General features: G+C 56.2%; 16 protein-coding genes, 1 tRNA gene and 2 pseudogenes. 11 read left to right on the top strand and 8 right to left on the bottom strand.

Annotated features, from left to right (window positions below):
- Positions 1-227 precede the first annotated feature (227 nt).
- The 5 genes from lptF (at position 228) to G6041_RS15520 (ending at position 6,889) form a co-directional block, all read left to right on the top strand.
- On the top strand, positions 228-1,340 hold the full coding sequence (gene lptF / locus G6041_RS15540) for an LPS export ABC transporter permease LptF (RefSeq protein WP_007891270.1): 1,113 nt from the start codon (positions 228-230) through the stop codon (positions 1,338-1,340).
- Positions 1,327-2,409 (top strand): LPS export ABC transporter permease LptG, encoded by a 1,083-nt coding sequence (gene lptG, locus G6041_RS15535; RefSeq protein WP_007891268.1) that lies wholly within the window; start codon positions 1,327-1,329, stop codon positions 2,407-2,409. The genes lptF and lptG overlap by 14 nt, the downstream gene beginning before the upstream one ends.
- Before the next feature lie 64 nt (positions 2,410-2,473).
- Positions 2,474-2,941, top strand: a complete 468-nt coding sequence (locus tag G6041_RS15530; protein ID WP_012125891.1) for a hypothetical protein — start codon at positions 2,474-2,476, stop codon at positions 2,939-2,941.
- Positions 2,942-3,001: 60 nt separating this feature from the next.
- A complete protein-coding gene (locus G6041_RS15525; RefSeq protein WP_166491670.1) occupies positions 3,002-4,645 on the top strand; it encodes a dihydroxyacetone kinase subunit DhaK in 1,644 nt (547 codons plus the stop codon).
- Positions 4,646-5,224: 579 nt separating this feature from the next.
- Positions 5,225-6,889, top strand: coding sequence for a DnaJ-like cysteine-rich domain-containing protein (locus tag G6041_RS15520; protein ID WP_012125888.1), 1,665 nt, complete (start codon positions 5,225-5,227; stop codon positions 6,887-6,889).
- A 413-nt stretch (positions 6,890-7,302) separates the two neighbouring features.
- Here G6041_RS15520 and ahr read toward each other — a convergent pair whose 3' ends face one another.
- The 3 genes from ahr to G6041_RS15505 form a co-directional block, all read right to left on the bottom strand.
- Positions 7,303-8,322: an NADPH-dependent aldehyde reductase Ahr gene (gene ahr, locus G6041_RS15515; RefSeq protein ID WP_012125887.1), complete on the bottom strand. Its 1,020-nt coding sequence runs from the start codon at positions 8,320-8,322 to the stop codon at positions 7,303-7,305.
- Positions 8,323-8,430: 108 nt separating this feature from the next.
- Positions 8,431-9,009 carry a class I SAM-dependent methyltransferase gene (locus G6041_RS15510; RefSeq protein WP_012125886.1) on the bottom strand — a complete coding sequence of 193 codons (579 nt, stop codon included), beginning with the start codon at positions 9,007-9,009 and terminating at the stop codon, positions 8,431-8,433.
- A complete protein-coding gene (locus G6041_RS15505) occupies positions 9,009-10,025 on the bottom strand; it encodes an HNH endonuclease domain-containing protein (protein WP_012125885.1) in 1,017 nt (338 codons plus the stop codon). The genes G6041_RS15510 and G6041_RS15505 overlap by 1 nt, the downstream gene beginning before the upstream one ends.
- A 259-nt stretch (positions 10,026-10,284) precedes the next feature.
- Between G6041_RS15505 and G6041_RS15500 the strand changes: the two genes are divergently transcribed.
- The 5 genes and pseudogenes from G6041_RS15500 (at position 10,285) to G6041_RS15480 (ending at position 12,948) form a co-directional block, all read left to right on the top strand.
- Positions 10,285-10,369 (top strand) — tRNA-Leu (locus tag G6041_RS15500).
- A 531-nt stretch (positions 10,370-10,900) separates the two neighbouring features.
- On the top strand, positions 10,901-11,599 hold the full coding sequence (locus G6041_RS15495; RefSeq protein ID WP_012125884.1) for a hypothetical protein: 699 nt from the start codon (positions 10,901-10,903) through the stop codon (positions 11,597-11,599).
- Positions 11,600-11,601: 2 nt separating this feature from the next.
- Entirely contained in the window at positions 11,602-12,027 is a 426-nt protein-coding gene (locus tag G6041_RS15490) for a hypothetical protein (protein WP_012125883.1), read from the top strand.
- 346 nt (positions 12,028-12,373) lie between these two features.
- Positions 12,374-12,625, top strand: a pseudogene (locus G6041_RS15485) (STM2901 family protein); the annotation flags it as partial.
- Positions 12,622-12,948, top strand: coding sequence for a DUF1493 family protein (locus tag G6041_RS15480; protein ID WP_012125882.1), 327 nt, complete (start codon positions 12,622-12,624; stop codon positions 12,946-12,948). The pseudogene G6041_RS15485 and the gene G6041_RS15480, both read left to right, overlap by 4 nt.
- 129 nt (positions 12,949-13,077) lie before the next feature.
- On the opposite strand, the pseudogene gldA reads toward G6041_RS15480, so the two are convergent.
- From gldA to G6041_RS15465, 3 genes and pseudogenes are all read right to left on the bottom strand, one after another.
- Positions 13,078-14,179, bottom strand: a pseudogene (gene gldA, locus G6041_RS15475) (bifunctional L-1,2-propanediol dehydrogenase/glycerol dehydrogenase).
- Between the two features lie 193 nt (positions 14,180-14,372).
- Positions 14,373-14,624 carry a hypothetical protein gene (locus tag G6041_RS15470; RefSeq protein ID WP_012125881.1) on the bottom strand — a complete coding sequence of 84 codons (252 nt, stop codon included), beginning with the start codon at positions 14,622-14,624 and terminating at the stop codon, positions 14,373-14,375.
- 287 nt (positions 14,625-14,911) lie between these two features.
- The gene (locus G6041_RS15465; RefSeq protein ID WP_012125879.1) at positions 14,912-15,952 is read right to left on the bottom strand and encodes a hypothetical protein; all 1,041 of its coding nucleotides are present in this window, start codon (positions 15,950-15,952) and stop codon (positions 14,912-14,914) included.
- A gap of 619 nt (positions 15,953-16,571) precedes the next feature.
- Here G6041_RS15465 and G6041_RS15460 point away from each other — a divergent pair.
- The gene (locus G6041_RS15460) at positions 16,572-17,066 is read left to right on the top strand and encodes a DUF2569 domain-containing protein (RefSeq protein ID WP_012125878.1); all 495 of its coding nucleotides are present in this window, start codon (positions 16,572-16,574) and stop codon (positions 17,064-17,066) included.
- Positions 17,067-17,073: 7 nt separating this feature from the next.
- Here the strand turns inward: G6041_RS15460 and G6041_RS15455 are convergent, their stop codons facing one another.
- Both G6041_RS15455 and G6041_RS15450 read right to left on the bottom strand, forming a co-directional pair.
- Entirely contained in the window at positions 17,074-18,339 is a 1,266-nt protein-coding gene (locus G6041_RS15455) for a DUF445 domain-containing protein (RefSeq protein ID WP_012125877.1), read from the bottom strand.
- Positions 18,340-18,392: 53 nt separating this feature from the next.
- On the bottom strand, positions 18,393-19,811 hold the full coding sequence (locus G6041_RS15450; RefSeq protein ID WP_032988947.1) for an aminotransferase-like domain-containing protein: 1,419 nt from the start codon (positions 19,809-19,811) through the stop codon (positions 18,393-18,395).
- Positions 19,812-19,900 lie beyond the last annotated feature (89 nt).

Below are 19,900 nucleotides of genomic sequence, written 5' to 3'. Positions count from 1 at the left end.
GATAGAATTGACCACTTCGTAACTCTTGCTCCGCTGTTGCGATGACTTCGTGTTAATCTTAACGAATGTTGTTTTGGTTTCGGCTCGTCAGCAACGCTTGAAGCGCGAAGCCGTTAAGATAAGTAATCTTAGCGATCTTTTCGACGACTCAAGAGAATAAATGACGTTTAAGCCATGAAACAAGCGATTTTCCTGCAAAAAGACTCGTATTCACAGGCGTATTTAATGTGATAATCATAAGATATCTGGTTCGGGAGACGCTCAAAAGCCAACTGGCGATTTTGTTCATCCTGCTGCTGATCTTCTTCTGCCAGAAACTGGTGAGAATTCTTGGCGCGGCGGTGGACGGCGATATTCCGACAAACCTCGTGCTTTCGCTCCTTGGCCTGGGCGTGCCCGAAATGGCGCAACTCATCCTGCCGTTAAGCTTGTTCCTCGCGCTATTGATGACGCTTGGCAGGCTCTATACCGAAAGTGAAATCACCGTCATGCACGCCTGCGGGCTGAGTAAAGCGGTGCTGGTGAAAGCCGCGATGGTGCTCGCGCTGCTGACCGGCATTGTCGCTGCGGTGAACGTGATGTGGGCGGGCCCGTGGTCGTCGCGTCATCAGGACGAAGTGCTCGCGGAGGCGAAAGCCAACCCCGGCATGGCGGCGCTCGCGCAGGGGCAGTTCCAGCAGGCGACCGACGGTAACGCGGTGCTGTTTATCGAAAGCGTGAACGGCAGCAAATTCAATGATGTCTTCCTGGCGCAGCTGCGCCCGAAAGGCAACGCACGTCCTTCTGTGGTCGTCGCCGATTCCGGCGAACTCTCGCAGCGTAAGGACGGCTCGCAGGTGGTGACGCTCAATCAGGGCACCCGCTTTGAAGGCACCGCGATGCTGCGCGATTTCCGTATCACCGATTTTAAAGATTATAAGGCGATCATTGGCCACCAGGCCGTCGCGCTGGACCCGGACGACGCCGAGCAGATGGACATGAAAACGCTCTGGCAGGCTAACTCCAAATCGGCGCGCGCCGAGTTTCACTGGCGTCTGACGCTGGTGTTCGCGGTCATCGTGATGGCGCTAATGGTCGTGCCGCTCTCGGTGGTCAACCCGCGTCAGGGCCGCGTGCTCTCGATGCTGCCCGCGATGCTGCTTTATCTTATCTTCTTCCTGCTCCAGACTTCGCTGCGCTCCAACGGCGCGAAAGGCAAGCTTGATCCGCTGATCTGGATGTGGGCCGTTAACCTGCTTTATCTGGCGCTGGCCGTGGCGCTGAACCTGTGGGACACGGTGCCAATGCGCCGCATCCGCGCCCGCTTTGCTCGTCGGGGAGTGATCGATGCTGGGATTTAGCGTTCTCGACCGGTATATCGGCAGAACAATTTTCAACACCATAATGATGACGCTGTTCATGCTGGTGTCGCTGTCGGGCATTATTAAATTCGTCGATCAGCTGAAAAAGACCGGCGAAGGCAGCTACACCGCGCTTGGCGCGGGGACATACACGCTGCTGAGCGTGCCGAAAGATATCCAGATCTTCTTCCCGATGGCCGCGCTGCTTGGCGCGCTGTTGGGGTTAGGGATGCTGGCGCAGCGTAGCGAGCTGGTCGTTATGCAGGCCTCCGGCTTTACCCGTATGCAGGTGGCCGCCTCCGTGATGAAAACCGCCATTCCGCTGGTTATCTTCACAATGGCTATCGGCGAATGGGTGGCACCGCAGGGCGAGCAGATGGCCCGCAACCTGCGCGCGCAGCAGATGTATGGCGGTTCGCTGCTCTCAACCCAGCAGGGGATGTGGGCAAAAGACGGCAATAATTTTGTGTATATCGAACGCGTAAAAGGCGAAAACGAGCTGGGCGGTATCAGCATCTACGCCTTTAACGATAAGCGCCGTCTGGAGTCGGTCCGCTACGCCGCCAACGCGAAGTTTGACGCCGAACACAAGCTGTGGCGTCTGTCGCAGGTGGATGAGTCAAACCTGAAAAACCCGCAGCAGATCACCGGCTCCCAGACGCTGACCGGCACCTGGAAAACTAACCTGACGCCGGACAAGCTCGGCGTCGTGGCGCTGGATCCAGACGCGCTGTCGATAAGCGGGCTGCGTAATTACGTCAAATATCTGAAGGCGAGCGGCCAGGATGCCAGCCGTTATCAGCTCAACATGTGGAGCAAAATCTTCCAGCCGCTCTCTGTGGCGGTGATGATGCTGATGGCGCTGTCGTTTATCTTCGGGCCGCTGCGCAGCGTGCCGATGGGCGTGCGCGTCGTAACGGGTATCAGCTTCGGCTTTATCTTCTACGTGCTGGACCAAATCTTCGGGCCGCTGAGCCTGGTGTACGGCATTCCGCCGATTATCGGCGCGCTGCTGCCGAGCGCCAGCTTCTTCCTGATAAGCCTCTGGCTGCTGATGAAACGCGCCTGATGCCTTGCGCACTCCCTCGCTCGGGGGAGTGCGGTTCCTCGCTTTTCACGTTTGCCGGGAAGCCATGAAAAGACTCGCCTCGCTGTTCCTCCTGTTCTTCGCCCATCTCGCCTTTGTGCCTGAGGCGCTGATTGTGATTCTGATAGTGGGCGCTTACTTTTATTTTCGCGATCCGCTGCCGTGGCTGGTCTTTGAGGGAGCCGTGTTCGCCGTGCAGGCGCTGCTTTTCACGCTGCTCGCGCGGCATGTGGATCGCCGCAGCCTGGCGGTGGGCGTGGTGACCGCCGGTTCCCCACAGGAGAAAGAGGCTGACGAGGTGCTGCGCCTGTTCTCGCTTGGCGAACACCTGCTTTTTGCAATAACCAGCGCCACGCTGCCGTATTTCATCCTGAGCTTTTTTATCTTCGACGGGCGTGTCGCCTTCTGGCTGCACACCGCGTTTCTGGCCGCCGTGTTAGTGGGCGTTCACTTTGCTGGCCGCTGGTTGGATCGCCTGCAAAAGCGGCGCGGTTACGGCGAATACGGCCTCTGACCGCCGCTTGCCTGCGAAACGGCTATGCTTTGCATACCGTTCACTGATTCGCAGGAAACCATGTCCAGATTCTTTTTTGACGACCGTAAACGCCTTATCAACGACGCCGTTGACGGGCTTATCCTCAGCGCCCGCCACCAGAACCTCACCCGCCTTGATATCGACCCGGCGATTCGCATCGTGGCACGCCGCGACTGGGATAAAAGCAAAGTCGCGGTGATCTCCGGCGGCGGCTCCGGCCATGAGCCCGCGCACGCAGGCTTTGTGGGTAAGGGAATGCTCACTGCCGCCGTCTGCGGCGATCTCTTTGCCTCGCCGAGCGTGGATGCCGTACTGAACGCCATTGTGGCGGTGACGGGCGACCACGGCTGTCTGCTCATCGTGAAAAACTACACCGGCGACCGGCTGAACTTCGGCCTGGCGGCGGAAAAAGCCAAACGCCACGGGCTGAAAGTGGAAATGGTGATCGTCTCTGACGACGTCGCGCTGCCGGATAACAAACAGCCGCGCGGCATCGCCGGCACGGCGCTGGTGCATAAAATCGCCGGTTTCGCCGCCGAACAGGGCAAATCGTTAAGCGACGTGCGCGCACTGGCGCAGCAGGCGAGCGACGCGGTGAAAAGCCTCGGCGTGGCGCTGCAGACCTGTAGTCTGCCGGGCAGCACCGAAGACGGGCGTATCAAACAGGGCGAGGCGGAACTGGGGCTTGGCATTCACGGCGAGCCCGGTGCCAGCACTATCGGCACCCAGAACAGCCGGGAAATTGTGGCGACGCTGGTGGAGCGCCTGATGGCACAAGTGCCCGCCGACGCGCGTCTCGCGGTGCTTATTAATAACCTCGGCGGCACGTCTGCGCTGGAGATGGCGCTGCTGACGCGCGAGCTGTCGCGCTCGGCCCTGAAAGACCGCATCGACTGGCTGATCGGCCCTGCGCCGCTCGTGAGCGCGCTTGATATGAAAGGATTTTCGCTCTCTCTGTTGCCGCTGAATGACATCTTTACAGAGGCGCTGAACGCGCCGGTGGAGACCGCAGGCTGGATGGTGCCGGTGGCGTTTGGCGAGCCGCACGCGCAGTCGCTCCCGCTGGTGCGTGACAGCGTGGAGGCCACGCCTTCCGATAATCCACACGTGCGCAGGCTTCTGGACCGCGCCACGGCCGCGCTTATCGCGCAGGAGGCGCACCTGAACGCGCTTGATGCGAAAGTGGGCGACGGCGATACCGGCTCCACCTTTGCCGAAAGCGCGCGGGATATCGCGCAGAAGCTTGCGAATAATCAGTTGCCGCTGAACGACGCCGCCGCGCTGTTGCAGCTCATCGGCGAGCGTCTTGCGACGGTGATGGGCGGCTCCAGCGGCGTGCTGATGTCGATTTTCTTTACCGCCGCCGGGCAGAAGGTTGCCGATGGCGCAGCGCTGCCCGACGCGCTGCTGGCGGGTCTTGCGCAGATGAAGCATTACGGCGGCGCGGCCCCAGGCGATCGGACGCTCATCGACGCCCTGCAACCGGCGCTGGAAGCGTTAAGAGACAAAGGGATTGCCGCCGCCGCGCAGGCCGCGGAGCAGGGCGCAAAAGCCACCGCGCAGATGGGCCAGGCCAGAGCCGGGCGCTCGTCCTATGTGGGGAGCGATAACCTCGCAGGAGTGGAAGATCCGGGCGCCGTGGCGGTCGCAGGCGTGTTTAAGGCGATAACCCAGGGTGAGTGAGTTTTCTGTAAGGCGGGTGTGGGCGTGGCGTTAAGGCGGGTGCGCTTCGCTTACCCGCCCTACGGTGAGCCCAAGGTTTTGTAGGGTGGGTAAGCTTCGCGCACCCACCATGAACCCACCACCACTTCCCGTGTAGGGTGGGTAAGCTTGCGCACCCACCATGAAACTCACCGCCACTTCCCGTGTAGGGTGGGTAAGCTTGCGCACCCACCATGAACCCACCGCCACTTCCCGTGTAGGGTGGGTAAGCTTACGCACCCACCATGAACCCACCGCCACTTCCCTTGTAGGGTGGGTAAACTTGCGCACCCACCATAAAACTCACCACCACTTCCCGTGTAGGGTGAGTAAGCTTGCGCTCCCACCATGAACCCATCGCCGCTACCCGTAGGGTGGGTAAGCTTGCGCACCCACCACCTCAATCCCCACCACCTCAATCCCTCTTCCCCACCAGAATCAGGAGCATAGCCTTGCGCCTCGCTATGCTACCATTCCGCCTCTTCCCCCTTAAAAAGCGACGAGCGGCCCACTCTGACGGCGGCCTGCATTTTGACGGGTCATTTCGCCTGAGGAGACATCATGAAAGACGCCTGGCTTGCCGCCTGCGATACCACCATCCAGAACTTCGTCCGCGACTCCACGCGCCTTGAGCCGGGTGAGCTTAGCGTCGTGCCTGTCGACTATATCGATTTCCACTACCAGATAAGCCTGCGGCTGATTTTTAATGTCCGCACCGACACGGCAACCCAGGCGGGGCGGGTCTCCGCGGGCCTTAATACTGATGTCTGCCACTCGCGCACGGAGTACGAGCGCGCCTTACAGGCGCAGACCAGCGCCATCCTCGCCCGCGACAAAACGCTGGATGACGCGCGGGCGTCGCTGCTCTCGCGGCCTTACGGCGACTGGAAAAGCGAAGAGGTGGTCTATCTTCACCCAATGCAGGTCTGCCTGACGGAAAACTGCAACAACTGTCACGGCAGCGGTTCGGTCAACTGCGGCCAGTGCCACGGTTCCGGAAAAACGTCCTGCTATGGTTGCGGCGGCAGCGGTCAGGTAATGCGCCAGCGCAGCTATTACGACCATTACACCAAACAAAACCGCACCGAAAACTACTACGAGAGCTGCCCCACCTGTTACGGCGGCAGAGTGACCTGTAACAGTTGCGGCGGCTCCGGCAACAAACAATGCTCACCGTGTAGCGGCACAGGGATGATTTCACACATTACGTCGCTGAAAGCGACCGCCACGCCGGACTACCAACTCGTTTACCCGCAGGCGGACGTGCCGGAGTATATCCGCGAGGGATTATACAAGGCAGGCGTACCGTCGCTCGGCAGTTACGGCCCCGTTGCGCTGATGGATAACGATGTCGATTACGCGCGCCGCGACGTGCATGTTCTCTATGACGCGAACGTGCCCTTTGGCCGAATGGAGAGCCCGCTGCCGGAAGCGGGCGAAGAGCCGATTCGCTGGATCCTCTACGGCGTGACGCCGCATATTTTCGACGCCGGGCACGTATTGCAGGCGCTGCTGAAAAACGATCTCGATATGCTGGTGCGCCAGGCGACGCCGGGCAAACGGCGCAACCCGCGGGTAGGGGCCGCCAGCCGTAAAACGGTGCAGACGTTTATGGAATCGGAAGCGCACCAGGCGATGCTTATCGAACATAGTCGCGGCAAGCGGGGCGACGCGCTGCGTGAAGCGCTCAACCGCGCCTTCGCCACGCCGTATCTTAACGAGGCGATCGAAAGCCTCGGCAGTCTGGTCAGCGCGGTACAGCGCTGGTCGCTGGCGAAGTGGAGTCTATTTACCGCGCTGATGATGTATCTGCTACTGCCGGTAGTAACGACCTGGCAGCGGCAGGGAATGATGAACTTCGATACCGGGCGCATTTACCTGACGGCACCTGGCCATATTAATGACGTGTGGAACGTGGAAGCCGGGCTAAAGGGTATCGCGATGGTGCATGGCATACCGATGCTGTGCATCGCGCTGGTGGGCACGCTGGTGGGGTATCTGTGGCGAAGCCACTGGTTGAACCGGCAGTTCGGCAAGCCGCTCACCGCGTGGGGCAAACAGCAAGGGCGGTTGCGCAGCCGCTGGCTGCTCGGCGCGGTGCTTTCGATGGTTATCGCCACCGCGCTGCTGCTGGTGGCTCCGGTCTGGATCTCGCAGGACGAGATGCTCTATGGCGTGGTGCCGGTGCATGAGTTGATTCAGAAAGTGGCGGAGTTAAGGCAGTAAGCGCGTTGCCGGCGGTGGGCATTAATGGCGGGTGCGCTGCGCTTACCCGCCCTACGAAGGACATGCGTGGGTTGGGTGGCGGGTGCGCGTTGCTTATCCGCCTTACGGAAAAACGTGCATGGGTTGGGTGGCGGGTGCGCTTTGCTTACCCGCCCTACGGAAAAACGTGCATGGGTTGGGTGGCGGGTGCGCGTTGCTTACCCGCCCTGCGGAGAAACGTGCATGGGTTGGGCGGCGGGTGCGCTACGCTTACCCGCCCTACGGTGAGGCCAGGGTTTTGTAGGGTGGGTAAGCGAAGCGCACCCACCATGAAATCCGCAGCCACACCCACCCTGGAAAATCTCTCGCGAACCCACTATCTACAACGGTTAAAAAAGGCGCCCTGCGGCGCCTTTGCTTTTTACTCTTACTAGTCAGAAATCCGCTTTCAGCACCACGCGGTAGCGCGCTTTACCATCGCGCACGTGTTGCAGCGCCTCGTTGATACGGGACATCGGGAACTCTTCGGTTTGCGGTGCCACTTTGGCGCGCGCCGCCAGCTTCATCAGCGAGCGCAGCTCGTGCGGCGAGCCGGTCGCGGAGCCGGTGACGCTGCGATCGCCCATAATGAGCGAAAACGCCGGTACTTCGAACGGCTTCATCACCGCGCCGACGGTGTGGAAATTCCCGCCCCAGGCCAGCGCCTGGAAATACGGCATCCAGTCGAGCGACACATTCACCGTGTTGATAATCAGATCGAACTGACCGGCCAGTGCCTGAAGCGCTTGCGGATCGCGGCTATTCACCACTTTATCCGCGCCCATCGCCAGGATCTCTTGCTCTTTCGACGGATTCGAGCTGAACGCCGTCACTTCACAGCCCATCGCGCGCAGCAGCTTGATAGCGATATGGCCGAGACCACCGATGCCGATCACGCCGACGCGGCTGGTGGCAGTGATGTGATGCATCAGCAACGGTTTAAACACCGTGATGCCGCCGCACAGCAGCGGACCGGCGGACGCGGCGTCGATGCCTTCCGGCATCGGGATCACCCACTGCCAGTTTGCGCGAATCTTATCAGCGAAGCCGCCGCGGTTCAGAATGGTCGGCACGCTGCCGTGCTGACAGTTCACCTGGTTGCCGCTGATACAGGCGTCGCAGTGCTCACAGCTTGACGCCGTCCAGCCGATACCGACGCGCTGGCCCACTTTCAGGCCCTTGTTCTGCGCGCTGCCACCCAGTGCACTGACGCGGCCAATCACCTCGTGGCCCGCAATCAGCGGATACGCCGAAATGCCCCATTCGTTATCGATCATCGAGAGATCGGAGTGGCAGATGCCGCAGTACTCAACCTCAACCTCCACATCCTCAGGCTTCAGCTCGCCTGCGTCGTACTCATAGAGCTCAAGCTCTGCGCCAGCTTTATGCGCGGCGTAACTTTTGATGATGGTCATCGCGGTTTCCTTTGTTGTGGATATCCCGGAGATTGTAGAACATTCAGGTTACAGAGGCCGTTCACGCACTGAGCATGGCTCAAAGTGTGAAAGGGGATAAGGGCAGGGTTAGCGCTTTACAAGCAGCCCGTTGAGCCACTGCTCGCGGCGCTCCGGGCGTTTATCCTGCGTCACCCATAATGCCTGCGGCGACAACTCAGGAAAGGCGGCCAGCAGCGTCATCAGGCGGGCTTCGTTCATATCGGTAAAGCGCCGCCCCTGCTGTTCGCGCTCGCCCTCGCCATATTTAAACGAGAGATACCAGACGCCGCCGGGCTTCAGCGCGGCCGACAGCTTTTGCATGGCAGCGGGCAGTTCGTCATGCGAGAGATGCAGCAGCGACGCGCAGCACCAGATGCCGTCGTAGCGTTCAACCGCATCAAGCTCGCTAAACGTCATCTCCTTTACCGGCAGGCCGCTGTGCGCCCGCGCCAGCGCGACCAGTTCGCCGCAGGCGTCGAACGCCTCAATCTCGTAGCCCATCTGACGGAACGCGAGCGCATCGCGCCCGGAGCCGCAGCCTGCGTCCAGAACACGCGCGCCCGCAGGCAGGTGCGGGGTGAATGCGTCATATAACGAGGACATATCGACCGCGACGGTGCCCTCGAAAAATTCATGCGCGTGGGCCTGGTAATAGTTCTGCGTCATCAGAAAATCAGCTCCTGTTGTGGCTCAGGCGCCCACTGCCTCAGACGGTTCGCAAAGGCGGCGTTCCAGGCATCCTGCAAAAAGGTTTTACGCTGGCGCTCATTATTACCCGTCTGGTTAATGATTGCCTCATGCAGCGGCAGGCGGCTGTTAATAAAGTATTCGTTACGGGCGTGCAGCCGTGCCAGTAGCGCAAGCGTCGGGACGCGGGCGGATTTGCCGTTTTCGCCGCGGTTACAGCTGCGACACGCAAGCACCAGATTCCAGACGCCGTTGAGATTCACGCCCGGCAGTTGAGCGGCAAGCGGCAGAAAGTGGTCGACATCGGCAAGCGTCGGGTGATGTTTCTCAAGGCTGATGGGCGCGTTGCAGTAAAAACAGTGGCCTTTCTGGTAGCCGTTCAGGCTGTTGCGACAGCTCGTCAGCGCAATGCGCGATGAGCTTAAGCGGGTGAAGAGGGTTTCCTGCTCGGGGTCGTAATGGACATCCAGCAACTGCGGCGGCAGGTTCATCTGCCAGGCTTTTTCGACCAGCCGCCAGCGGGCGTCGGTTTCCTGCGTAAGATTCGCGAACTGTGTGGTTTCCGTGAGGCGATAAAAGTCATCCGTCAGGCGAATGGCCTTGTGGGCGCGCGGTTCGTTGATGAAAAACGGTTTCGCGATCGGCCCGCCGCTGACATTGTGAAACGCCTTCAGCACGACGTTAAACCCGTGCCTGACCGTCGCCTCGATAAGCTGCCCCTGCGTTATCTCCTGCTGGTTAAACTGCTGACAGGCAAGGATGAACTGACCAGGACGCTTTATATTGAGGATTTGCTTAGGCGCTTCTCTGAGGTGAGCGCAGATATGCGTGCTGAACGGCAGCGCCAGATCTTCCAGCTTCACGAGGCTGTTTTCGCGCTTCACCTCATACAGCGCCTGCGCCAGCGCGAACTTGTACGTCGCGAAGTTGTTTCCAAAAAGGATCACGCCGCGCCAGTAGTTTTCCGGCGTGGGATCTTTCTCGAAAAAATCCATATGTTGTCCTGTCAGGGGAGGAGAGGGCGAGCCGCATGGGTAGTGAAGCCCGTTACAGGATCACATAACAAATGAAAGGTGATGTAAACCTGCAAATGATTGTTTTGATGAATTTGTGAGCGGGAAGAAGACGGAAAGGATGGAGAAAGGAGGATGCGTTATGCTGAAATTTTCAGCACTCGACAGGACGGCGCAAGAGCGCTGCTTGCATGGCGGCCCCTGACAGGTATAATCCCAACGTTTTCCGCATCCCTTCCGTGCCGGAGTGGCGAAATCGGTAGACGCAGTTGATTCAAAATCAACCGTAGAAATACGTGCCGGTTCGAGTCCGGCCTTCGGCACCAAGTCGCTAAATTCCTTACAATACAGCTAGTTAGACAATAAAATCTGTCTCTTTTGCCTGTAAGAAATGCTCTGTTAGGTCCCTTGAAAAAGCCGCTGTGGTTGATAGTGGTAATTGGGATGTTTACTCATAGCGGCGTGTAGTTCCAGGCGTCAAACACTTACTGACTCAACTTGAAAGCTATGACGTAGCCACCGTCTCTAAACAATCCCAAAAACTTTTAGTGAAGCACATTTTAGCCCGATGCCCCCGTTCTGTCGCCGTCGCGAGACGCCGCAGGGGATAAACAGGTTTATGGTGGTCACGGTACTTGCAGACCATATGCAAGCTCTGCCAGCGGTTCGGCCTCGCTCCCCTTGGGTACATGGTCATCCTGATAAGCCTCACTAACTGACATAACCCTGATGAAGTCGCCAGAGGCTCCGCTTGTCTGTACCACCAACGGGGCTTATAAGCGGTATTGTCAGCTGTCTGGACTGGCTTAAAAATAGGCTATAACATTGGCAACAAAATCTACCAAGGAGGTGGAAGGATGAGCACCAGAGCGGAAATACAGGATGGGGTGCAGTTCGACGTTTTGCGTAGGGGTATTGTTTATACTGAGGTGCTTGGCTGGGTTGACATGGGGCATGCTCGTGGTAGTGATATCATGGAGCTTAAAAGCCAGTTCATCGCGGGGGAGCGTAGCGGCAAGCCTTCCTACATAGTGATGTATCGGCAGGATATGCACTTTGTGAAATTCAACTCACAATTCGGAGTAGGCAAATTCTCCCGCTGGGAAATTAAGCGCGGGCGGAGTACCGAAGATATTAACAGAATCATGCTGGCGATGATGATGAGCACAGCAGCTCGATTTGAAGGGTTGCAAAGCTTGCGGGCTTTCTCTTGGTACACCGATAGCGGTTTCAGTGGTGAGGATTTAGTTTCTGACCTGTTCGGATTCCACCGAGCTATCATGCCGGGGCGTTATGGTTATCGCCTTAAACCTGTGAGTTACGATTCCGCTGTTCGCCGTTGGGATCATTACGGTGCTATAGGCTCCCATAAAAACCGTGGTTTCCGTCCGATTCTGTTCCCTGACCCGGATGATCCGTGCGTGCGTCACCAGTCGTACACAGGGAATCTCCCGCATTTTATGACATCGTTGAGGCCGTGGGACGATTTTACATCTGGGATTGTTAAAGTTATTACAGACAATGGGACGTCACTTGGTTACACAGGGGTGAAGTGATAATGCGTAAATTCTTTAAATGGAGCATCCTTGTATTAATTACGGTTGTTATCCTCTGCTGGTTATTTATCTATTTTATTGCCTCTGGTATCAATGAAACGACCACGTACACTGAAAAGGACTTTTTCAATTATCACTCCCTGACTGATAAAGATATTGCGAAGGCTCCGCGCATATCGAAAGATTATTACTTTGAATCACATCCCGGAGATGGATACGCCCCATCAAACACAATCATTTTTAGGGGAGTATCTGACGTCGAGCCGTTGAGAGCTTATTTGACTAAGCTGGGTTATACCAGACAGAAAGGCGGTTCGAGGAAGGCGGAGATATGGACGAAGCCAGAGCAGATGAATAGTGATCTCTTTTACCTACGCTCTAATGTTACCACTGGTGAAGTAGAACTAACCAAGGAATTGAATAATTGAGGGCTACTCGGTCGTTTCCATTGAGCTGACTTCTTCTGCAATCCCTGCCACACTCGGCTCTTAGGAACTTGTGCGCGTGGAGTAATGCGGTGGTACTGGGTATGTGCGCACAACCCTCTACAAGCCGCATTCTACCGTGAGCCTATAGCTGAATCCCCGGCTTGAAAAATTGCATGTTTTATAGTTCGGACTCCCTCAACTGTATAGCTCGCCCGCGCCCCCGTGCGTGCCCGCGCGTCAGGGGGCGCTGAGAAAACCCTAAGATTTTGCTCATCCGAGACAACCGTTGCAGGCGCGTGTTGCCGAGGGCACACTGCTAGTGTTTGATGGTGTCATCAATCGTTCATTTTATGCATCCAGAGCAGCAAGAAAGGTTTTTAAGAAGGCCAGGTTCCCGTTTGGTATAAAATTACCTACATGGTTAGGTGGTTATATACCATGGACAGCGCGTCGGGTAATGGTTCGCAATATCACGCCTTTTATTGGCCGGACTATTTCTTTGCTCGGTATTATTATTTTGTCGGCAGATGTCTCACAAATTATTTTCTGTACGATACGCGATTACAACACTATCGCCAGAGGAGATGACAAAATATGGCAGACAACCTCGAAAAGCAGATTTACAAACTCATTCGGCCTTACGCCGGTACGTATCTCTTCACGGGGAAGGAAGTCCCGTTGACGCCGGAAACGGATTTAGATACCGATCTGCAAATAGACGAGGCTGAAATAGAAGATTTGATGGATGCCTTTTTTACGACATTTAACGTTGATCGCGCCGGGTTTACGATTAAAACCTATTTTCCTGATTCACCTTTCTCATGGAATTTTTTTAAAAAACCGGAACCCATTCCGGTGCCGGATTTTACTATTGGGATGTTGATCGCCTCTGCTAGAGCTGGCCGCTGGTTGTATGATTAAACGAAAAATAGGTTCTTTCTTAAATCAGAAATAATTAATACTGTCTCCTTGTTCTGCACTCCATAAAAATCCCCGCCGCAGCGGGGATTTCCAGGTAAACACATTTCAAAACACAACTACTCGCCGCGCTTACTCCCACTCCTGCAAAAAGCGCTGGCCGTACTGGTCGGCGACCAGCAGCGCGGCATACACCTGCTCCGGCGACCCGCCACCCGGCATATTGTGAATGGTTTCGCCCTCCGCGCACGCCGCCTGCGCCACCAGGCGCATTTTGGTTTGCACATCCTCTTTAATATCAAGCTGCGCGAGCGTGATGGGCAGCCCGATGCTGTGGCAAAGCGCGGCAACCCTTTCTATCTCCTCTGACGGCGCATTTTCCAGCACCAGCTGGGTGAGCGTGCCGAAGGCGACTTTCTCGCCGTGGTAGTAATGATGCGCGTCCGGAATGGCGGTCAGCCCGTTGTGGATAGCATGAGCTGCCGCCAGGCCGCCGCTCTCGAAGCCCACGCCGCTCAGGTACGTGTTGGCTTCGATAATGCGCTCAAGCGCCGGGGTGACGACATGCTGTTCGGCGGCCAGCATCGCTTTTTCTCCCTGCTCAAGCAGCGTGTTGTAGCACAGCTCGGCAAGCGCCAGCGCGGCCTGAGTGCATTTGCCGCCCGCCATGGTGGTGGCACCGCTACGCGAGCAGGCGCGCTTCAAACCAGGTGGCCAGCGCATCGCCAATGCCGGACGCCAGCAGGCGCGCCGGGGCCCCCGCGACAACCTGCGTGTCGACGATAACAATATTCGGGTTGTGGGGCAGCATCAGGTAGCGGTCGAACTCGCCGTCGTCGGTATAAATCACCGAAAGCGCGCTGCACGGCGCGTCGGTGGAGGCGATGGTCGGCGCGATAGCGACCGGCACCGCCATAAAATGCGCCAGCGCTTTTGCGGTATCGAGCGTTTTACCGCCGCCAATGCCCAGCACAGCGGTACAGCTGGCGCTGTCGGCTAGCTTACGCAGCCGGTCGATTTCATTTTGCGAGCACTCGCCAGCGAAGGGCGCGATTTCGACGCTAAGCTCCGCCTTTTTAAAACTCTGGCGCAGCGTCTCTTCTGCAAACCCGAGCACGAATTTATCCCCGACGACCAGCCAGCGTTCGGCCAGCGGTTTTAAATAGTCGCCGATGCGGGAGATCACGCCTGCGCCCTGAATGTATTTACCAGGTGACTGAATAATGCGATCCATAACATTCCTCCTTCAGAGAGTGAGTTAACCTGCTGTGTTTCCTTGTCTTGCTCAGACTTCTCAGCTTCTGACTCTACCGCTGGGGGAGTGCGCATTTATTGCGCTATATCTAAAGGAGGCGCAATAGTTATACTTGGTCCATTTCACATCATCTCTTGACGCCAAAAGCGCCAGAATATTGAATTCAGCCTCGTTAATTATTATTGTTTTCCCTTAATAACTGGTGACCTTGTTCTGATACGCGATAACGGGGCTTCGAGGCGTTTTCGATATACACAGCCTCAACCATCCCATTATTAACAAGGCTGGCGACAATATTCGCAACATTGCTAAATCCTTCAATGCCACGAATGGCAAGAGCGCGATCCAGCATTATCCACATCCAGTCGATTTCTTTTTCTGCCATGACTCTCAGGACATTAAGCTCCGTGTTGGTTAATTTCATTTCAGTGCGTCCGGATGGAGCAATATGCCATTGCAGTTAAATATTTTGCTTCTGGATTTGTTTAAGAAGCCGTATGCCTTGCGCTGAAATATGGTAGTAATCCATGCCAGCAGGAGTTGAGGGTGTTATGTCGACTAATCCGGCTTCATGTAAATTCCTTACAAGCCTGGCGACATTACCCACGCCCTCCATTTTTCGCAGTGACATTGCGCGATCAAGACTATACCAAGTCCATTTCACATCGTCTCTTGACGCTAAGAGCGTAAGAATGTTGAATTCAGCATTATTTACCATAATGGTGCATCCGGGTGATAAAGGTCATCACCAGTTATTCTGTAATCTTCCAGTGTAGCCGTATGCGTATTATTCCATAAATCATAAGCCTTTGCATCATCGGCTGGTCTTCCTGTTTCCCAACCTAAATTACAATAACGTTGATATTCCCGACACTCATGAGTGTAGTAATTTAGGTCTACTTTTTCTGCTGATAATTCACCGTCAGCAATTTTTCTTAATCTGATCATCATAAAATCGTTACCTGGATCGGGGGCGAATCGGGACAAATGTTTTTCCACAATTTTAATCCCTTCATGAGTGATTTCCACGCCATCCGTTGTCAGATTTTCAATCGGCCCGCCAGCCAGTTCAGGCTCAAATTGTCTGCCTGACGAAACGCCTCTGGCACCAAAATGCTTAAGCTCCTCTAATTCAGGGAATCGCATCCTTCCCAGTGATAATCCGACGGTAACAGACGCCCCTGCAATGAGTAACCCTCTGTTAGCCATGATCTGGTTATAACCGTCTGGAGCCTCGCCGCCGAGATCTTCTGCTGTCTTCCTGAACCCTTCGCTATTACCGTTATAAATACCACCTGCGGCCAAAAGTCGGCCTGCACCTTTGCTGTTGAGCGTTTTTGTGGTCTGGGCATGCTGTACGGGAACCGCGGATGTTATGCCATTTAACTGATGCGATATCAGGTAACTAAGCCGGGATTGCAGCAACAAAGGGAGGTCATGCCGCAGGTTTCCGGAGGCGGTAAGGACGCCGGTAATAGTATTTTCGAGGAGACTTTGTCTCAGCAAAACGACTTTACCGGATTTGATATATTCCAACACATCCCGATACGCCATCCATGGATATTGGTAATGAAACTGGCGACACGAATTCACGAACTGGCTATAGCCTATGGGAAGATCCCAAACCCTGATTAACTGGTTCGGCTTTGCAGTAAAGGCAAGCTCATGTACTGCCGAATCCGGATGCAGGATATGGCAGATATCTTCGTAGCAAAGATTATCGGCAGAAGTTGCCTGATAGCGATGAAGCATAATATCCCTTTTAGCAACACCGTTGAGTTTTAATTAAATAGTTAAAATATGATCGACTTTTTACTATTAATGATCACCCGCATGGGTGAGTGTTATTTGTTAAATGATAAAGCTCAGTGATAATGGTCTTCTCTGTAACAGGTTCTTAGTGGCTGAAAAATAATACGCCCGGATTGCTCTCATTGAAAATTAAAAGTGTCGACGTAACGGCGATATCGAGTGCTCAAGGTCGGAATTTATCTTTGTAATAGACACTTCATTAATACGCTTAATTAAAAGAGACTTCATTGATTAATTGATTGATTATATTAAAAATAATATGCTGTGAATTTCAGTCAATGCATGACTATATGCAGTTAATTATTATATCGACTAATTCTTTTTCTGAAATTGATGTTGTCGACTGAAACGTCTGTAAAATGAGTGAGGGCTGGAACAGAGTGTCTACTCAATCCTTTCTCCGATGCTTCTTACTTAAGAATAAAAATAATGGCTGCGTGATGACTGGCTATTAATCGTTCCTCCCATGAATTCCCTTCGCTATAGGCCCTTCTTACGTTATTCTGGGCGTCTGCGGCTGACCATTTTTTAATTTAAGTGAAATTAACAGGGAAAGAAAATGAAGTGCATTCAGTGCAATGAAAACGAGCCGAACAAAGAGTCGGGGTTATGTGACGCTTGCGAAAAAGCGGAAGCCAGTAAAATTAACGGGTTGCTCTACCTGCCAGCTGCCGGACTTATTTTCAGTCTGATCTTTCTGCCGGTGGAGTTTTTTGATCTGATCAGTGCGATAAGCGCGTACTTCAGCCGCTCGGGCATTATTACGTGGTATGCCGCAGGCGCGGTGGTGCTGTTAGTGGCGCTTATTGGCATCACGGCGTATGCGAGCTGGCATTTCTTTCAGCGTAAGCGGCACACGCCCCGCGCGATGGTTATCTACTATCTGGCGGGGGTGGTAAGCGCGCTGTGGTTCGCCGTACTGCCGGTGAGCCTGTTTGGCGCGAGCTGGGATAACAGCAGCATTCGCAGCGTCCTGTCGGCGTTTATCGGCGTCACATGCTGGCTTCCGTACTTTTTAAAATCCCGGCGAATCGCGCAGGTGTTCGTACGGTAATAAAGGTTCAGAGCAGGCGGGGTATCTGCGACAACAGATACAGCACCAGCCCGATGGTGCCGCCGACCAGCGTGCCGTTGATGCGGATAAACTGTAAATCTTTGCCGATGTTGAGCTCTATCTGCTGCGACATGTCGCGCGCGTCCCAGCTTTTTACCGTGTCGCTGATGTGGCGCGTCAGGAACGTGGCAAACTCGGGCGCGACGGTGGTCGCGGCCTGTTCGAGATGTTCGTTGAACGAGGCGCGCAGGGCGCTGTCGGCCATCAGCGATTCGCCGAACCACTGCCCGGCATCGGCGATGCGCTGGCGGGTGCGGGAATCCTCCGCCTGCATGTCGTTCTTCAGCCAGCCGCGCACGTCACCCCACAGCTCCGCCAGGTAGCGGTTAAACGCCTCGTCCTCTTTCAGATACGCCTTGATGCCGTCGGCGCGCTCGGCCATCTCCGGGTCGCTTTTCAGCTTCTCGATGAAATCCACGGTGATGCGGTCAAAGGCCTGGCGCAACTGGTGCGCCTGGTCGTGGCTGATGTCGTCGAGCATGGAATTGACGGCGCTGGAAACCAGCTCGGCGCTGTGTTCGCCGAGCCACTCGGTAGGCAGGATTTTCGCTTTACGCGGGTGCTCGGTCTTCAGCCAGTGGACAATCTGGCGGGCGATAAAATCGCGCGTGCTCTGCTTCTGCACCAGGCGAATCAGTTTGCCGATAAGCGCATCCAGCAGCACCTGATGGCGGTTGTTTTTGGTCATGCTCTCCAGCATCAGCGCGCTGGTCTGGGTAAGATCGACCTTATCAATCGCCTTGTGTACGGCGCGCTTTAATAACCCCTGAATGCGGCTGTCGTCGGTGAGTTCCAGAAAACCGCTCATCACCTGCACCAGGTTCTGGCCCACGCGCTGCGCGTTGGCAGGCTGACTGAGCCACTGGCCGAGCAACTGCGCCGGTTCGTGGCGGCGGATCAGCGCGACCAGCGAATCGGTATCCAGGAATTTTTCCTGCACAAACTGCCCGAGGTTCTCGCCGATGCGGTCTTTTTTACGGGGAATAATCGCGGTGTGGCGCGAGATAAAAGGAATAGGCACACGGCGAAACAGCGCCACCACGGCGAACCAGTCCGCCAGCGCGCCCACCATCGCGGCTTCCGCGATAGCCTTAACGCCGCTTACCCAGAAACCAGGCGGTAAAAACAGCGTGGTAACAAATGTCGCCGCCGCCGTCAGCAGCAGGCCGAGCGCCAGGCGCTTGGCGCGCTTTAATTCAGCTAATTTTTCCATGCGTTAAGCATATAACCCATGCGGCGGTTGCGACAGGGGATAACTCCGGAGTCTCAGCTCTCTTCCATGGCGTGATGCAGCGCTTCGCCAATCTGTTGCAGCGCCTCACGGTAATGCTCGCTGGCAGGAAGCGCGCAGTTGATGCGCAGGCAGTTGCGGTATTTGCCCGAGGCGGAAAAGAGCGAGCCGGGGGCGACACGAATTTCAAGGCGCGTTAGCTGACGCGCCACGCAGACGATATCGACGCTCTCCGGCAGTTCTATCCAGAGCATAAACCCGCCTTTAGGGCGCGTGACGCAGATGCCGCACGGGAAATATTCACGCACCCAGCAGGTGTAGGTCTCCATCTGGCGCTGATAGTGCTGGCGCATCCGGCGCAGGTGACGGTGATAGTGGCCGTCGCGGATAAACGCCGCTACCGCGAGCTGCGTGGCAGGCACGTTGGTGCCGCTGGCGGCGTATTTCATCTGCAGCACACGCTCGTGATAACGCCCCGGCGCTATCCAGCCCACCCGCAGGCCGGGGGCGAGCGTTTTCGTCACCGAGCTGCACAGTATGACGCGCCCGTCGATATCCCAGGATTTGATGGTGCGGGGGCGCGGGTATTCGGTTGCTAGCTCGCCATAGATATCGTCTTCAAAAAGGATGATGTCGTGGCGCTGGGCCAGCGCCAGCACCGCGCGTTTGCGGGCATCGGGCATGATAAAGCCGAGCGGGTTATTGCAGTTCGGCACCAGGATCACGCCTTTAATCGGCCACTGTTCCAGCGCCAGCTCAAGCGCTTCGACGCTGATGCCGGTCTGCGAATCGGTCGGGATCTCAATGGCTTTGATATCGAGGCTTCGCAGCAGCTGCATGGTGCCGTAGTAACAGGGCGATTCCACGGCGACGATATCGCCGGGCTTGCAGACGGCCAGCAGAGCGACAGAGAGCGCGTTGTGGCAGCCGCTGGTGATGATAAGTTCGTCAGCGTTGATGTTCGCGCCGCCATCCAGCATCAGGCGGGCTACCTGCTGGCGCAGTTCCGGGCGGCCCGCCAGATCGTCATAGCTAAAAACGTCCAGCTGATTGTGTTGCACCACGCGGCTCATCTCGCGCCAGAGCGGTTTAAGCGTAGGGTGGGTGATATCCGGCGCGCCGCCGCCAAATGTGGTCAGGCTTTTATTGCCGCGCCCGTCAAGGAGCGTCATTACTTCATCCCATTGCGTCACCTCAACCGGGCGCTGTACCGGGCGCGTCATCGCAGGCACCGGAGGCTGCATTTTACGCGGCGCGACAAAATACCCCGAGCGCGGGCGCGGCACGATGAGCTGCTGATTCTCCAGCACCAGATACGCCTGCTGTACGGTGCTGATGCTGACGCCGTGCTCCTGGCTCAGGCTGCGCACCGACGGCAGTCTTTCACCGTGGCGATAAAGGCCCTGTTCGATACGCTCCGCCAGCAGGCAGGCGAGGTGCTGATAACGCGTCATGCTGTATGCTCCATTAATACAGTACAGATCACAAAACCGGTACAGATAACGGCACAATACGCCTTTCAGCCGCATCTGTCGCGCTTCTG

This window comes from Cronobacter sp. HA18003 (assembly GCF_011605905.1).
Lineage (GTDB): Bacteria > Pseudomonadota > Gammaproteobacteria > Enterobacterales > Enterobacteriaceae > Cronobacter > Cronobacter sakazakii.
Note: the sequence above shows the minus strand (reverse complement) of the source record. Positions and strands in the feature narration are given on the sequence as shown.

Excerpts from the sequence above, each read along its gene's own strand:
- lptG (WP_007891268.1), top strand. The coding sequence starts at position 1,327 with ATGCTGGGATTTAGCGTTCTCGACCGGTATATCGGCAGAACAATTTTC.
- G6041_RS15530 (WP_012125891.1), top strand. The coding sequence starts at position 2,474 with ATGAAAAGACTCGCCTCGCTGTTCCTCCTGTTCTTCGCCCATCTCGCC.
- G6041_RS15525 (WP_166491670.1), top strand. The coding sequence starts at position 3,002 with ATGTCCAGATTCTTTTTTGACGACCGTAAACGCCTTATCAACGACGCC.
- G6041_RS15520 (WP_012125888.1), top strand. The coding sequence starts at position 5,225 with ATGAAAGACGCCTGGCTTGCCGCCTGCGATACCACCATCCAGAACTTC.
- ahr (WP_012125887.1), bottom strand. The coding sequence starts at position 8,322 with ATGACCATCATCAAAAGTTACGCCGCGCATAAAGCTGGCGCAGAGCTT.
- G6041_RS15510 (WP_012125886.1), bottom strand. The coding sequence starts at position 9,009 with ATGACGCAGAACTATTACCAGGCCCACGCGCATGAATTTTTCGAGGGC.
- G6041_RS15505 (WP_012125885.1), bottom strand. The coding sequence starts at position 10,025 with ATGGATTTTTTCGAGAAAGATCCCACGCCGGAAAACTACTGGCGCGGC.
- G6041_RS15495 (WP_012125884.1), top strand. The coding sequence starts at position 10,901 with ATGAGCACCAGAGCGGAAATACAGGATGGGGTGCAGTTCGACGTTTTG.
- G6041_RS15490 (WP_012125883.1), top strand. The coding sequence starts at position 11,602 with ATGCGTAAATTCTTTAAATGGAGCATCCTTGTATTAATTACGGTTGTT.
- G6041_RS15480 (WP_012125882.1), top strand. The coding sequence starts at position 12,622 with ATGGCAGACAACCTCGAAAAGCAGATTTACAAACTCATTCGGCCTTAC.
- G6041_RS15470 (WP_012125881.1), bottom strand. The coding sequence starts at position 14,624 with ATGAAATTAACCAACACGGAGCTTAATGTCCTGAGAGTCATGGCAGAA.
- G6041_RS15465 (WP_012125879.1), bottom strand. The coding sequence starts at position 15,952 with ATGCTTCATCGCTATCAGGCAACTTCTGCCGATAATCTTTGCTACGAA.
- G6041_RS15460 (WP_012125878.1), top strand. The coding sequence starts at position 16,572 with ATGAAGTGCATTCAGTGCAATGAAAACGAGCCGAACAAAGAGTCGGGG.
- G6041_RS15455 (WP_012125877.1), bottom strand. The coding sequence starts at position 18,339 with ATGGAAAAATTAGCTGAATTAAAGCGCGCCAAGCGCCTGGCGCTCGGC.
- G6041_RS15450 (WP_032988947.1), bottom strand. The coding sequence starts at position 19,811 with ATGACGCGTTATCAGCACCTCGCCTGCCTGCTGGCGGAGCGTATCGAA.